Below are 13,175 nucleotides of genomic sequence, written 5' to 3' on the forward strand. Positions count from 1 at the left end.
TTGATCAGGCTCTCGCCGAACACGCGGGTATAGGCCGGGGCGTTGGCCTTGGCCTTGGCCTGCACGCCCGAGATCACGTCGAACTTGACCACGCCGTGATAGCGGTCGGCGGAGGCTTCCGCGGGCCCGTAGCCCTTGCCCTTCTGCGTGACGACGTGGAGCAGGATCGGGCCCTGATCCGAATCGCGCACGTTCTTCAGAACGGGCAGCAGGTGGTCGAGATTGTGCCCATCGACCGGGCCGACATAGTGGAAGCCCATCTCCTCGAACATCGTGCCGCCGCCGACGATCAGCGAGCGGGCATATTTTGATCAGGCTCTCGCCGAACACGCGGGTATAGGCCGGGGCGTTGGCCTTGGCCTTGGCCTGCACGCCCGAGATCACGTCGAACTTGACCACGCCGTGGTAGCGGTCAGCGGAGGCCTCGGCCGGCCCGTAGCCCTTGCCCTTCTGCGTGACGACATGGAGCAGGATCGGGCCCTGATCCGAATCGCGCACGTTCTTCAGAACGGGGAGCAGGTGGTCGAGATTGTGCCCATCGACCGGGCCGACATAGTGGAAGCCCATCTCCTCGAACATCGTGCCGCCGCCGACGATCAGCGAGCGGGCATATTCCTCGGCCGCCGCCGCGCGCTGGTAGAGCGCCTTCGGCAGGAGCTTGCCGAGCTGCTTGGCGGTCTCGCGCAGGGARCGGTAGGTGCCGCCGGAGGCGAGSCGSGCRAGGTAGGCCGACATCGCGCCGACGGGGGGCGCGATCGACATGTCGTTGTCGTTGAGGATGACGATSAGGCGCGAGTGCAGCGCGCCGGCATTGTTCATGGCCTCGTAGGCCATGCCCGCCGACATCGAGCCGTCGCCGATCACCGCGATCATGTTGCGGCGTTTCGGCGCCGGACCGCCCTTGGCCTTGGCCTCCGCCTCTTCGAGGTCGCGCGCCACGGCCATGCCGAGCGCGGCGGAGATCGAGGTGGAGGAGTGGGCCGCGCCGAAGGGGTCGTACTCGCTCTCGCTCCGCTTGGTGAAGCCGGAGAGGCCCCCGCCCTGGCGGAGCGTGCGGATGCGGTCGCGGCGCCCGGTGAGGATCTTGTGCGGGTAGCACTGATGTCCGACGTCCCAGACGATGCGGTCGTCGGGGGTGTCGAAGACGTGGTGGAGCGCCACCGTCAGCTCGACCACGCCCAGCCCGGAGCCGAGATGGCCGCCGGTGATCGATACGGCGTCGATCATCTCGGCGCGCACGGCGTCGGCGACCCGCCGCAGCTCGCTCTCCGGCAGAAGCCGGAGACGATCCGGCGTCTCAAGACCCTCAAGGATCGTCGTGTCCGCTAGTGCCACCTCCGCCTCTTCGAGGTCGCGCGCCACGGCCATGCCGAGCGCGGCGGAGATCGAGGTGGAGGAGTGGGCCGCGCCGAAGGGGTCGTACTCGCTCTCGCTGCGCTTGGTGAAGCCGGAGAGGCCCCCGCCCTGGCGCAGGGTGCGGATGCGGTCGCGGCGCCCGGTGAGGATCTTGTGCGGGTAGCACTGGTGTCCGACGTCCCAGACGATGCGGTCGTCGGGGGTGTCGAAGACGTGGTGGAGGGCCACCGTCAGCTCGACCACGCCCAGCCCGGAGCCGAGATGGCCACCGGTGATCGACACGGCGTCGATCATCTCGGCGCGCACGGCGTCGGCGACCCGCCGCAGCTCGCTCTCCGGCAGAAGCCGGAGACGATCCGGCGTCTCAAGACCCTCAAGGATCGTCGTGTCCGCTAGTGCCACCGGACCAGCCTCATGCCCGAAGTAAGAAACGGCGCGCAAACCGTTGCGCGCGATGAGTTTTGTCGTGATCGAAACCGCACCCGCGCCACCTACTCGACGTCGAGCGGCGCGGTGCCGGCGGCCCGGCCGTCCGGTCCGATGGCGATCTTCTGGATGCGGGCCTCGGCCCGCTTCAGCAGGGTCTCGCAGTGACGCTTGAGCGCCTCGCCGCGCTCGTAGATGGCCACCGACTCGTCGAGGGGCACGTCGCCGCGCTCCAGCCGGCGCACGATCTCCTCGAGCTGCTCCAGCGCCCGCTCGAACGGCAGATCGTCCGGCGCCGCCGCGGCCGATGCGTCGGGTGTAAGATCGTTCATCCCGGATTCCCTTTGGGGCGGGTTATGACGGGCGACGTGCGGTCGCACAAGCCCAGGTCGATTGCGTGCGACCGATCTCCGCCCCGCGCGGCGGACCCGTCACGCCACGGTGAGGAGGAACGGCGTGCCCTCGAACGCCTCAGCGCCGCGCCCGATTTCGCTGATGGCAGCGCTCATCCGCCCCTCGCGTCCGAGCAGGCGGTCGGCGATCTCGACGAACAGACGGTTCGGCGTGGCGCTCGGCGCGAGCCGCCGCAACTCTCGCGCAAGCGCGGCCTCGTCCCGATCCGGAAGCAGGGCGCAGATCGCGGCGTAGGCCGCCGCGGTGGAGCGGCTGATCCCGGCATAGCAATGGATCACCATCGGCTGTTCGCGGGGCCAGGCGGCCACGAAGTCGAGGACGCTACGCACATGCGCCTCACCCGGCGGCAGGTGCCCCTCCATCGGCGCCACGATATCGCTGAAGCCCACACGCAGATGGTGCTCCGGGCGGATCGCGGCGGGCCGTTCCACCGCGCTGCCGAGCGTGGCCAGCGTCACGAGATGGCTCGCGCCGCTGGCCGTGACGATCTCCGGCAGGCGCGAGAGGGGGCAGACGTGGATGACGGGCATTCTCTTTTGGTCTCACGTCCCGCGCTGAAGTGCCGCGAAGCGGGCGAGATAGCACGCCTCCGCCTCTGCGGTCGGCCATCCGGCGACCAGCCGCTCGATTTCGGCGTCGATGGGCTCGGGCAGAACCGGGGGGCGCCCGAAGATCCCGTCGGCCTCCGCGTTGGAGAAACCGGCGAGCCGCGTCGCCTCGATCGCCGCGGCGATGCGGTCGGCGCGCTTGACCAAGCGCGAGAGCGCCGGGGAGGGCGCGGTGAGCCCGAAGCGCTGGCGGATCGCCGCGAGCAGGCGCCGCTCGACGCTGCGATAGGCGTCGCCGATGGCGTTCTTGAGCGGCGAGATGATGTCGCCGATGACGTATTCCGGCGCATCATGGAGCAGCAATTCGAGCCGCTCCGGTGCGCCGATCCGCGGATCGAGGGCGGCGCCGATCGCCTCCACCAGCAGCGAGTGCTGCGCCACGGAGAAGACATGTGGCCCCGCCGTTTGCCCGTTCCAGCGGGCGACGCGGGCGAGCCCGTGGGCGATGTCGGTGATCTCGACATCGAGCGGCGAGGGGTCGAGCAGGTCGAGCCGCCGTCCCGACAGCATCCGCTGCCACGCCCGCACCGGTTTCTTGGGATTGCTCACGGCCACGCTCACGGGCGGCGTTCCTCGCCGAGGGCGGCGCAGGGCGCGTGACGATGGCAGCCGGTGAGATGGTCGTTGACCATGCCGACCGCCTGCATGAAGGCGTGGACGATGGTGGGGCCGCAGAAGGTGAAGCCCTTTGCTTTCAGGGCCTTGCCCATCTTTCGTGACACCTCGGTTTCGGTGGCGATCGCGGCGCGGTTGGCCGCGTTGGTCTGGATCGGCCGGCCGTCGCAAAAGTCCCAGAGGAAGGGTGAGAAGCCCGGCCCGGCCTCCTCGATGGCGAGCCACGCCCGCGCGCCGCTGATCGCGCCGCGGATCTTGGCGCGGTTGCGAATGATGCCGGTGTCGCCCATCAGCCGCTCGACATCGTCCTCCGTGAAGCGGGCGACCCGCTCTGGCTCGAACCCCTCGAAAGCCCGGCGGAAGCCGTCGCGGCGGCGCAGGATGGTGATCCACGACAGGCCCGCCTGGAACCCGTCAAGGATCAGCTTTTCGTAGAGCGCGCGGGACTGGTATTCCGGCACGCCCCACTCGGTGTCGTGATAGGCGACGTAAAGCGGATCGGTCCCCGGCCACCAGCAGCGCGGACAGCCGTCGGGATGGGTGGTGATCAGCCCGCTGGAATCCGCGCTCATCCGGCCACGGCCGTGTCGGTGGGGAAGGCGAAGCGGGCGAAATCGGGCTTGGCCAGAGCCGCGATCGTGCCGCCCACCCGCACCGGCTCACCGATGGCGAGCGCGTCGCCGAGGCGGTCGAGGCGGATCGTGGCGAGCCCCCGGTCCCCGGCCGCACTGCCGGTGACGCCGAGGCTGCGCGCGCCCGCCGTGACCTCCGTGCCGGGCGCCGGCGCCGGGCCGTCGCGGTAGACGATGGGCAGGATGCGGGTGCGGGCGGTGCCGCGGTGCTGCATCCGCGAGACCACCTCCTGCCCGACATAGCAGCCCTTCTTGAAGTCCACGCCGCCGAGCTGGTCCATCAGCGCCTCGTGCGGGAAGGCGTCGCTGAAGGCGAAGTCGCGCCCGCCCTCGGGCACGCCGATGCCGATGCGGTGGGCGTGATACGCGTCTTCCGTCGCATCCGCCGAGAAGGCGCCTTGCGAAAAATACAGCCGCTCGCCCAGCGCGGGCAGGCGCCCGTCACGCACCCGCACCGTCTCGGCCGCGGTCTCCGCCCCGTCCCAAGCCGCGGCCACGCCGAGGGTCGGGTCGGCGGCAACCGTCACCTTGGCGCGCAGGCGGTAGAGCCCGAGCCGCTTGACGAGGTCGGCCACGCGCTCGGCCGCAACATCGAGACGGAAGCCATCGCCGGTGCGGGACACCAAAAAATCGAACTGGATCTTGCCCTGGGGCGTCAGCAGCGCGCCGAGCCGCGCCTCGCCCTCGGGCAGCGTCTCGACATTGCAGGTGAGAATGCCTTGCAGGAAGGGGAGCGCGTCCGGGCCGGACACGGCAACGACGGCACGGTCCGGCAGCAGGGCGATCGGCATGGCATCTCCTAGAAAGACGGCGGCGTTGCACGTGTAGGACGCCTGACATAAGCCGCCGCTATCCGCGTCTCAATCGCGACGAACGAACCGGAAGAGCCCGATGGAAGCACCGATGGACGCGCCGATGGAAGCCTCCTTGGACCTCATCCTGTCCGGCGGCACGCTGGTGAACCAGGATGGCGAGCATCGTGCCGATCTCGGCATCCGCGGCGGACGGGTGGCGGCCATCGGCGACCTTTCGGGCGCATCGGCGGTCGAGCGGCGCGATTGCCGCGGCCTGCACCTCCTGCCCGGCGTGATCGACAGCCAGGTGCATTTCCGCGAGCCCGGCCTCGACCACAAGGAAGACCTGGAAACGGGCTCGCGCGCGGCGGTGATGGGCGGCGTCACGGCTGTGTTCGAGATGCCCAACACCAACCCGCAGACCACGAGCGCCGCCGCCCTCGCCGACAAGGTGGCCCGCGCCCACCACCGGATGCATTGCGACTTCGCCTTCTGGGTCGGCGGCACCCACGAGAATGCCGGCGAGGTCGCCGCGTTGGAGCGGCTGCCGGGTGCGGCCGGGATCAAGGTGTTCATCGGCTCCTCCACCGGCTCGCTGCTGGTCGAGGACGATGCCGGCGTGCGCGAAATCCTGAAGCGCATCCGCCGCCGCGCCGCCTTCCACTCGGAAGACGAGCCGATGCTGCGCGCGCGCAAGGATCTCCGCGTGCCGGGGGATCCCGCCTCGCACCCGGTCTGGCGCTCGCCGGAGGTGGCGGTGAAGGCCACGCAGCGGCTGATCGCGCTCGCGCGGGAGACGGGGGCCCGCATCCACATCCTGCACATCTCGACCGCGGACGAGATGCCGATTCTGGCCGCCGCCAAGGATGTCGCCAGCGTCGAGGTGACGCCGCATCACCTCACGCTCGACGGGACGGAAGCTTACGCCCGGCTCGGGACGCTGGTGCAGATGAACCCGCCCGTGCGCGATGCCGGGCACCGCGACGGGATCTGGGGCGGTTTGAGCCAGGGCGTGGTCGATGTGCTCGGCTCCGACCACGCGCCGCACACCCTGGAGGAGAAGGCCAAGCCCTATCCGGACTCGCCCTCCGGCATGACCGGCGTGCAAACGCTGGTGCCGATCATGCTCGACCATGTGAATGCCGGCCGGCTCTCGCTGGCCCGCTTCGTCGATCTGACCAGCGCCGGCCCGAAGCGCCTGTTCGGCATCGCCCGCAAGGGGCGGCTCGCCGTGGGCTACGATGCCGACGTGACCGTGGTGGACCTCAAGCGCCGCGAGACGATCCGCAACGAGTGGATCGCCTCGAAATGCGGCTGGACGCCCTACGACGGCGTGACCGTCACCGGCTGGCCGGTGGGCACGGTGGTGCGGGGCACGCCGGTGATGTGGCAGGGCGAACTGGCCAACCCCGCGCGGGGCGAGGCGGTGGTGTTCGAGGAAGCGCTGCCCACGGAGTAGTGCCGACATCTCTCATCCGGCGGCAGGCTTTTCGCGAGCATCCGCCCGCACCCCTTCACTACGGAGGGTTGCCCGGCAGCGTTTGGGACGCTCAGTCATTGTGCCGGAGAGCGAGCCCGCGCCATAGGTGAAAGAGGCGCGCAGAGCAGACAAAGATCACCTCTCAGTCATCCGTGACTTGCTGCCGCGAAGATGCCTTGCATTTCTTTCAAGCGTTGCGGGGACGGATGTCCGAAATAGGTGAAGTGTCGGCCGTTGCCATGCGGTCACGGCGCAGCCGTGCGGCCTGGGCGATGCCGGGCGTCGCGCTGGGGAGCCTGCTCGCCGTGACGGGCGCGGGGACGGCCTGGGCCAAGGAGATCGTCCTGCCGGAGAAGAATCCGGCCGTGACCCTGACGATCCCGGACGACTGGAAGACGGAGGTGCGCGACACCGACGTCGTCTCGACCTCGCCCGACGGCGACGTCTCCTTCGAGGTGAGCTTCGAAACGCGAGCGGACCGTGAAAGCCTCGTCAAGGACAAGACGAGCTTCCTGCGCAAGCAGAAGGTCAATCTCTCGATCAAGCCGGTCGAGCAGGCGATGGATTTCGGCGGCACGCCGGCCCGGGTTCAGCGCTACCGCACCACCGACAAGTACGGAAAGACGATCGTCGATCTCGTGACCCTCGACGCGAGCCGGGACCGCGCGCTCCTCATGACGATCTGGGGCTCCGAGGATCAGCGCCAGGCCAACGAAGAGGCGCTGGACGCTATCATGAAAAGCGTCCGGGTTCCGGCCGAGACCGGCGGGAGCGGCAACTTCTGGTCGGGCGGCAAGATCGCCGCCAAACCCGAGACGAAGCCGGAAGCGAAAGTCGAGACGAAGGCCGAGCCCACCCCGGCGCCCGCGGCGGTGGCGGTCCAGCCCGCGCCGTCGAAGCCCTACGCCACCCGGCGGGCGCTGTACGTCGCCCGCAAGGCGGCTGATTTCGGCGATGTCGAGGCCCGGCCCTCGAACGTCTTCAAGCCCGGCGAGCCGCTCCTGACCTATATCGAGCCGGTGGGCGAGGTCACGCAGGCGATCGGAAGCGATCAGATCGGCTTCGGCGTGATCGTCGATTTCGAGGTCCGCACGCCGGAGGGCAAGGCCCTCGCGACCCAGAAGACCATGATCGATCGCGACGTGACCGTGAAACGCACGGAGGGCGAGCCGAACTTCTTCCTCAACCTCAGCCTCGATCTGAACGGCTTTCCGTCGGGCCACTACGTGCTGGTCTATACCCTGCACGACAAGCTGAGCGGGCGGACGCTCGACGTGCCGCAGCCATTCACGATCGCCCCGGCCGCCACCGACAAGGCCGCGGGCGCAGGCCCGGCCGCCGCGAGCCCGGCTCCCGCACAAACCAAGCTCGTCGATGGATGGGAGGTCGCCCTCGCTCCGCAGAACGGCTCGGACTGCACCATCCGCTACGTGAGCAAGGCGCCGCGGACCGACGGCAAGACGCTTGCCACGACCATCGCCTTCGTGTCGTCACCCGACACCGACATCAAATTCACGGCCCTGGAACTCAGCGCTTCCGACTGGAAATGGACCAGAAACCAAGAGTTCAAGGCCCATATCTGGACAGGAGAGTTCTATAAATACTCCGACCTGAACTGGATCGCCGTCGATCCCACCTCCGCCATGATTAGAACCAAAAATTCGGAGGAGATTTTGAAGATCGTCAAGTCAGGGGATAAGCTCGGCTTCGAGAGAGAAGGCGAAAAGAGCGTCTATTTCGACATCGCCGCTCCGGGCAAAGCCTTGGAGGCTCTCAAGCCCTGCCGGGATCAATTGAAGTAGCCGATAAAAAAGCGTCCCGGAGGCCGGTTTCAGGCCTTCGGGACGCTTGAACGGATAACGGACTTCGCTGGTACGAGACGGGGCCGAAGCGATCCGGAGCGCCCGTACGATCCTGAGAGATCGCGCCTTCAGGCGGCACCGCGCCCGTTGCGGTTCACAGGATCCGGCTCACACCTCCGCTTCAGGCTAGCGATCAGTGTTGCAGCGTCGTGGTGAACCCGCCGCCGCGGATGCGCTCGGGCAGGGTCTCGGCGTAACGCGCGGTCGCGTCCTCGCCATAGGTGGCGACCAGTTCCTGGAACGCCGCGAACAGGGCCGCCTGGGCCATGCAGTCGCCGTCGATCCCGTCGAGACAGCCCTCCGCGAAGGCTTCCGTCACGAGGCCGAGCGCGAGGCGCTTGCTCTCCGCGTCGGCATCGAAGGTTGCGGTGTCGGCATCGTGGATCATGGCGGGCGGCTTCGCTTCTCGGCCGGAACAGTGCCGGCAAGACATCGTCACGATACGGCAGCCTTTACGGGCCGGGAAGCAGGGAATTGCGAAGAGGTTAACGCGGAGGCGCAATTGCGAAGGAATTTCGCAACGTCTCCGGAGTGTGGCGCACTCGCAACAAGCCCGATCGAACGGCCAAATCCGGAACGGATTCCGACGAGGGGAAACCGGCCCGTCAGAAAAATACGTTGCAGAACAGAAGGCTAGAGCTTGGTCGCGAAAGGTGGCCGATGGCTTTCGCAGCGATGCTCTGGCGACGCCGACCCGATGCGATCGGACCGGATATGAATTTTAGCCGCCGAACCGTCCGGCGATGGCATGCGAAAGCCGCTCGCCCTCGGCGACGTAGCGACGAGCGGCCTCGTTCGCGGCGGGGGTGCAGACCCGGTAGGTCAGACTGTAGCCGCGGAAACCGCGATTGTAGGCGCCGGCGAGGCGGTCGCGGCGGCTCTGCGTGATCCCCTCGCTGTCGAGGATCGCCTTCATCCGGGCGGGCCATTCGGCGGCATCCGGCGCGGCGCACAGAGTGCGCAGGAAGGCGAGCGCCCCGACGATCTCGGAAAGCCGCATCAGATCGCGGTCATAAGGGGCGGGCGGCGGCTCGGCCGGGGGCGGCGGCTCCTTCTCCTTCTCCGGCGGCTTCGGCGCGGATCGGGCCGTGCCGGAGCGTTGCTGCGCGAAAGCCTCCGCCGCCGGAATCACGGCGAGCAGGGCGGCGAGGATCAGGCGGGCCAGTCCCGTTCTCATACTGAGCCTTCAGCCAAGCCTTCTGCCGAACCTTCCGTCGCCGCCCGGATACGGGAGAACGCCTCGCGCAGGGTATCGATCAGCCCCGGCGTGGTGGCCAGACCCGCGACCTCGTCGAGGCTGGCCCAGCGCACGGCGAGCGCTTCCGGTCCGGGTGCCGGCTCGACGCCGCGCCAGAGGGCGGCATGGGGATGGATCACGTAATGGTGACGGATACGGTCGGTCTCGTCCCGCAGGATGATCTCGGTCGGCGTGAGGCTCGGGCCGACCACCTCGGCGAGCGACCCGACCTCCTCCTGCAATTCGCGCAAAGCCCCCGCCGCGAGGGATTCGCCCGCCTCCACGAGGCCGCCGGGCAGGGTCCAGACGCCGCGCATCGGCTCGTTGGCGCGGGCGGCGAGCAGCACGAGACCGTCCCGGATCACCGCGACCGAAACGCCGATCAGCGGGCGGGCCGGAAACAACCGCCCGTCTTCCTGTCCCGGATCGCTCACGGCGCGGCGACCGCGACGAGGCGCCCGTCGGCGAGGCCGACGAGTATCTTTTTCGCGGTTCCGCCCGCATCGAGCACGGCGACGCCGTGGGCGGCCGGGGCGGGCAGGGGCAGGCGCACCCGCTCGACGGGAGCCCCGCCCTTCCACGACACCACCGCCAGGGCCCCGCGGCCCGCCACCGGCAAGGCGAGGTCGGGCGGAGCGCCACCGCCGCGGGGAACGGGGGCGGCGAGATCCGCCACCTCGCCCGCCGCCGGGCCGGCATAACCCGGCGCCTCGCCCGTGAGGCTCAGGGTCCCGTCGGCGATGCGCCAGAGCTGGAGTACGCCCTCGCCGTCGGGCGCGCGGATCGCCGCGATCTGCGGCTGGCCGGTGCCGGAGAAGTCACTGACGGCGGCGAGCGCCAGCGGCGCGCCCTCCGGCCCCTTGCCGGCCTGCGGCGGTGTCTGCGCCCGGAGCGTCCAGACGCCGTCCGTGCCCTTCGCCGCGACGGCAAGACCGGAGACGGCCGGCCCATGCGTGGTCACGGCGGCCACCGCCGGGCGGCCGTCGAGACGGGTGATCCGGGGCGTGCGGCCGGCAAAGACCCGGCCGTCCCCCGGTGCGAGGGTCTGGGTCGTCACCGGCACGGCCTTCGGCTCGGCGGTGACGCCGAGCGGCTGGCGCTCGCGCAAGGTCAGCACGGTCCCCTGGCCCCGCGCGCCGCCATGCGCGCGGGTCGGGCCGGTGAGATAGGCACTGAGCGGCCCGTCGAGGGCGCGGCGCGAACCCGGCACGGCCCCGCGCGGCGTCTCGGCGGCGGCAAATCCTTCGATCGCCTCGGCGCCGATCAGCGTGGTGCGCAGGCGATCGCCTTCGAGGCTGAGAACGGCACCGCCGCCCTCGCCCCAGACCACCACGACGGAGGGCGGGGCGGTGTTGCCCGTGGCTTTCGGATCGGCGCTGGCGCCCGCAGGCGCGCGGGCGACCGGCAGCAATCCGGAGGTCGCCACCGAGAGAGCCACATCGCTGCCGGGACCGCGCATCGCCTTGATGGGAAACGGCAGCGCGACCGGCTCGACCGACCCCGCATCCTCCGCCGCGAGGGCGGGGAGGGCGGCCAGCGACAGCAGGGCGGCGAGAACCGCCCGGCGGTCAGACATGCTGTCCGCCGTTGATGTGGAGTTCGGCGCCGTTCACGTAGGAGGAGGCCTCGATGCAGAGGAAGTAGATCGCCTTGGCGACCTCGTCCGGAGTGCCGAGCCGGCGCTGCGGGATCTGCTCGACGAGCTTGTCGGTGCCGGGCGAGAGGATCGAGGTGTCGATCTCACCCGGCGAGATCGCGTTGACGCGCACCCCGAGCGGCCCGAAATCCGCGGCCATCTCGCGGGTGAGGCCGGCGAGCGCCGCCTTCGAGGTGCCGTAGGCGGCGCCCGCGAAGGGGTGGACCCGCGAGCCGGCGATCGAGGTGACGTTGACGATCGAGCCGCGCGCACGGGTCAGCTCGTCGCGCAGGCCGCGCGCCAGCAGGATCGGCGCGAAGAAGTTCACTTGGAAAACGCGGGCCCAGTCCTCGTATTCCGTGGTGAGCGCGCCGAGCCGCTCGCCCTTCGGGCCCTTCGGCGAGATGCCGGCATTGTTGACGAGCGCGTGCAGCAGGCCGCCCTCGGCGGCGAGCCGCTCGGCGACCTCGCGCACCCCGCGCACCGTATCCGCCGCGTTGGCGAGATCGACCTGAAGGTGATCCTCCGGGCCCATCTCCCAGGGGCAGTTCTCGGGGAAGGGGTGGCGCGAACAGGTGATGACCCGCCAGCCCGCGGCGGAGAAGCGTTTGACGGTGGCGTGCCCGATGCCCCGGCTGGCGCCGGTGAGCAGCAGCACCCGTCGACGATCGTTGGATGAGGCCAAAGCCGGTTCCTTGCTGCCCGCCCCGCGCACCGCGGTGAGCGGGCCGAGCTGGGTCTTCGCCAAGGGATAAGCCGCGCTCCGCCGGAAATCCAGGGCCGCGCTGCATTGCGAAAGGCACCGGAGACGCAGCCCCTCGGGGCCCGGCGGGGTGCTTCACGAAGCGGAAGGCGAGCCGCGCCGCCGGACGGGCGGCGCCATACGGCCCCGCGCGTCTTCCGCGCTTGTTCTGCACCGGCCTTCATGCAACCCCGGGGAGGGGTCGCGGATTCAAGGCATCGTGCCGGAGGATCGGACGCGGGATCGGACGAGGGATGCAGCGGGCGTGAGCGAGACGGACGCGAGGCCGACCGTTCTTGTCGTGGAGGACGATGCCGTGATCCGGCACGCCGCGGTCGAGCTGATCGGGGAAGCCGGTTTCACCGTGCGCGAGGCCACCAACGGCAACGAGGCGATCCGCATGCTCGACGAAGAGCAGGACGCGGGCGGGGCGGTGTGCGTCGTCGTGACCGATATCGACATGCCGTTCGGCATCGACGGCATCAAGCTCGCCGCCTGCATCGACCAGCGCTGGCCGCGCATCGGCATCGTCATCACCTCGGGCAAGGTGCGGCCCTCGCCCGGCGACGTGCCGAGCGACGGCCTGTTCATCCGCAAGCCCTACACCGAAGAGAGCTTGGTCGCGGCGATCCGCTCGGTGATGTCCTGAGCGCCCCGATCATCCGCGATCTGGACATCAACATCAGGGATAGAGCCGTGCGCGGGCCCAGCCGTCGCCGTCGCGGGTGAAACGCACCCGGTCGTGCAGGCGGTAGGCGCCGTTCTGCCAGAACTCCAACTGCACCGGGGCGATGCGGAAGCCAAGCCAGTGCTCGGGGCGCGGCACCGGGACGTTCTCGTATTTCTCCGACAGGGCGGCGACCTCGGCCATCAGGGTCGGGCGGTCGGTGAGCGGGCGCGATTGCTGACTGGCGATGGCGCCGATGCGGCTGTCGCGGTGGCGGCTCGCGAAATAGGCGTCGGCCTCCTCGCGCGTCACGGGGGAGACGGGGCCGCGGCTGCGGATCTGCCGGCCCAGGGACTTCCAGTACAGCACCGTCGCCGCCTGCGGGTTGGCGTGAAGCTGCCCGCCCTTGGCCGACTCGGCGTTGGTGTAGAAGACGAGCCCGCGCGGATCGAAGCCCTTCAGCAGCACCACCCGCACGTCGGGCAGGCCATCCGCGTCGGCGGTGGCGAGCGCCATCGCGTTGGCATCGACGGGCTCGGAGGCTTCCGCCTCGGCCATCCATGCGGCGAACAGCGCCCAGGGGTCGCACGACAAGGTGAAGTCCTCCGGATGGACCGAAGGTGCGTTCGCATCACCCTCTCTTAACCGATCGATGGCCATTTTCTTCCCTGTGGCAGCCGGGTCGGGGGGGCACCGACGTCGGGCA

15 protein-coding genes and 1 pseudogene are annotated in these 13,175 nt (G+C 69.7%); 3 read left to right on the forward strand and 13 right to left on the reverse strand.

The window, feature by feature from the left end; genetic code table 11:
* From ASF53_RS25040 to ygfZ, 7 genes and pseudogenes are all read right to left on the reverse strand, one after another.
* A partial coding sequence (locus tag ASF53_RS25040) for a 1-deoxy-D-xylulose-5-phosphate synthase N-terminal domain-containing protein (RefSeq protein ID WP_353652180.1) occupies positions 1-272 on the reverse strand: 272 nt, incomplete at its 3' end.
* A 34-nt stretch (positions 273-306) separates the two neighbouring features.
* Positions 307-1,758: pseudogene (locus tag ASF53_RS14045) on the reverse strand (1-deoxy-D-xylulose-5-phosphate synthase N-terminal domain-containing protein); the annotation flags it as partial.
* 89 nt (positions 1,759-1,847) lie between these two features.
* A complete protein-coding gene (locus ASF53_RS14050; protein ID WP_003604717.1) occupies positions 1,848-2,114 on the reverse strand; it encodes an exodeoxyribonuclease VII small subunit in 267 nt (88 codons plus the stop codon).
* 99 nt (positions 2,115-2,213) lie between these two features.
* The gene (locus ASF53_RS14055) at positions 2,214-2,726 is read right to left on the reverse strand and encodes a tyrosine phosphatase family protein (protein ID WP_056199308.1); all 513 of its coding nucleotides are present in this window, start codon (positions 2,724-2,726) and stop codon (positions 2,214-2,216) included.
* Positions 2,727-2,738: 12 nt separating this feature from the next.
* The gene (locus ASF53_RS14060; protein WP_056199311.1) at positions 2,739-3,365 is read right to left on the reverse strand and encodes an HD domain-containing protein; all 627 of its coding nucleotides are present in this window, start codon (positions 3,363-3,365) and stop codon (positions 2,739-2,741) included.
* Entirely contained in the window at positions 3,362-3,991 is a 630-nt protein-coding gene (locus ASF53_RS14065) for a DNA-3-methyladenine glycosylase I (RefSeq protein WP_056199314.1), read from the reverse strand. The genes ASF53_RS14060 and ASF53_RS14065 overlap by 4 nt, the downstream gene beginning before the upstream one ends.
* Positions 3,988-4,842, reverse strand: coding sequence for a CAF17-like 4Fe-4S cluster assembly/insertion protein YgfZ (gene ygfZ / locus ASF53_RS14070; protein WP_056199316.1), 855 nt, complete (start codon positions 4,840-4,842; stop codon positions 3,988-3,990). The genes ASF53_RS14065 and ygfZ overlap by 4 nt, the downstream gene beginning before the upstream one ends.
* A 124-nt stretch (positions 4,843-4,966) precedes the next feature.
* Here ygfZ and ASF53_RS14075 point away from each other — a divergent pair, with 124 nt between their 5' ends.
* Together ASF53_RS14075 and ASF53_RS14080 are read left to right on the forward strand one after the other, a co-directional pair.
* Complete coding sequence (locus tag ASF53_RS14075; RefSeq protein ID WP_056200138.1) at positions 4,967-6,304, forward strand: dihydroorotase; 1,338 nt, start codon at positions 4,967-4,969, stop codon at positions 6,302-6,304.
* Between the two features lie 260 nt (positions 6,305-6,564).
* Entirely contained in the window at positions 6,565-8,127 is a 1,563-nt protein-coding gene (locus ASF53_RS14080) for a hypothetical protein (protein ID WP_286134440.1), read from the forward strand.
* 193 nt (positions 8,128-8,320) lie between these two features.
* On the opposite strand, the gene ASF53_RS14085 is transcribed toward ASF53_RS14080, so the two are convergent.
* The 5 genes from ASF53_RS14085 to ASF53_RS14105 form a co-directional block, all read right to left on the reverse strand.
* Positions 8,321-8,575 (reverse strand): hypothetical protein, encoded by a 255-nt coding sequence (locus ASF53_RS14085; protein ID WP_003604705.1) that lies wholly within the window; start codon positions 8,573-8,575, stop codon positions 8,321-8,323.
* A gap of 333 nt (positions 8,576-8,908) precedes the next feature.
* Complete coding sequence (locus tag ASF53_RS14090) at positions 8,909-9,364, reverse strand: TIGR02301 family protein (protein WP_056199319.1); 456 nt, start codon at positions 9,362-9,364, stop codon at positions 8,909-8,911.
* Complete coding sequence (locus ASF53_RS14095; protein ID WP_056199322.1) at positions 9,361-9,858, reverse strand: NUDIX hydrolase; 498 nt, start codon at positions 9,856-9,858, stop codon at positions 9,361-9,363. The genes ASF53_RS14090 and ASF53_RS14095 overlap by 4 nt, the downstream gene beginning before the upstream one ends.
* Positions 9,855-11,000, reverse strand: coding sequence for a hypothetical protein (locus tag ASF53_RS14100; protein ID WP_056199326.1), 1,146 nt, complete (start codon positions 10,998-11,000; stop codon positions 9,855-9,857). Before ASF53_RS14100 ends, ASF53_RS14095 begins: the two co-directional genes overlap by 4 nt.
* Positions 10,993-11,745, reverse strand: a complete 753-nt coding sequence (locus ASF53_RS14105; RefSeq protein WP_200943247.1) for an SDR family oxidoreductase — start codon at positions 11,743-11,745, stop codon at positions 10,993-10,995. The genes ASF53_RS14100 and ASF53_RS14105 overlap by 8 nt, the downstream gene beginning before the upstream one ends.
* A gap of 322 nt (positions 11,746-12,067) precedes the next feature.
* Here ASF53_RS14105 and ASF53_RS14110 point away from each other — a divergent pair, with 322 nt between their 5' ends.
* The gene (locus tag ASF53_RS14110) at positions 12,068-12,451 is read left to right on the forward strand and encodes a response regulator (protein ID WP_056199329.1); all 384 of its coding nucleotides are present in this window, start codon (positions 12,068-12,070) and stop codon (positions 12,449-12,451) included.
* 33 nt (positions 12,452-12,484) lie between these two features.
* Here the strand turns inward: ASF53_RS14110 and pdxH are convergent, their stop codons facing one another.
* Positions 12,485-13,129, reverse strand: coding sequence for a pyridoxamine 5'-phosphate oxidase (gene pdxH / locus ASF53_RS14115; RefSeq protein WP_056199332.1), 645 nt, complete (start codon positions 13,127-13,129; stop codon positions 12,485-12,487).
* Positions 13,130-13,175 lie beyond the last annotated feature (46 nt).

Origin of the sequence: Methylobacterium sp. Leaf123, assembly GCF_001423405.1 — a bacterium.
In the GTDB taxonomy this organism is placed as follows: Bacteria; Pseudomonadota; Alphaproteobacteria; order Rhizobiales; family Beijerinckiaceae; genus Methylobacterium.

Bases quoted from the DNA above. Each gene is read 5' to 3' on its own strand.
- ASF53_RS14085 (WP_003604705.1), bottom strand. From the start codon at position 8,575: ATGATCCACGATGCCGACACCGCAACCTTCGATGCCGACGCGGAGAGC.
- ASF53_RS14055 (WP_056199308.1), bottom strand. From the start codon at position 2,726: ATGCCCGTCATCCACGTCTGCCCCCTCTCGCGCCTGCCGGAGATCGTC.
- ASF53_RS14075 (WP_056200138.1), top strand. From the start codon at position 4,967: ATGGAAGCCTCCTTGGACCTCATCCTGTCCGGCGGCACGCTGGTGAAC.
- ASF53_RS14050 (WP_003604717.1), bottom strand. From the start codon at position 2,114: ATGAACGATCTTACACCCGACGCATCGGCCGCGGCGGCGCCGGACGAT.
- ASF53_RS14080 (WP_286134440.1), top strand. From the start codon at position 6,565: ATGCGGTCACGGCGCAGCCGTGCGGCCTGGGCGATGCCGGGCGTCGCG.
- ygfZ (WP_056199316.1), bottom strand. From the start codon at position 4,842: ATGCCGATCGCCCTGCTGCCGGACCGTGCCGTCGTTGCCGTGTCCGGC.
- pdxH (WP_056199332.1), bottom strand. From the start codon at position 13,129: ATGGCCATCGATCGGTTAAGAGAGGGTGATGCGAACGCACCTTCGGTC.
- ASF53_RS14100 (WP_056199326.1), bottom strand. From the start codon at position 11,000: ATGTCTGACCGCCGGGCGGTTCTCGCCGCCCTGCTGTCGCTGGCCGCC.
- ASF53_RS14090 (WP_056199319.1), bottom strand. From the start codon at position 9,364: ATGAGAACGGGACTGGCCCGCCTGATCCTCGCCGCCCTGCTCGCCGTG.
- ASF53_RS14065 (WP_056199314.1), bottom strand. From the start codon at position 3,991: ATGAGCGCGGATTCCAGCGGGCTGATCACCACCCATCCCGACGGCTGT.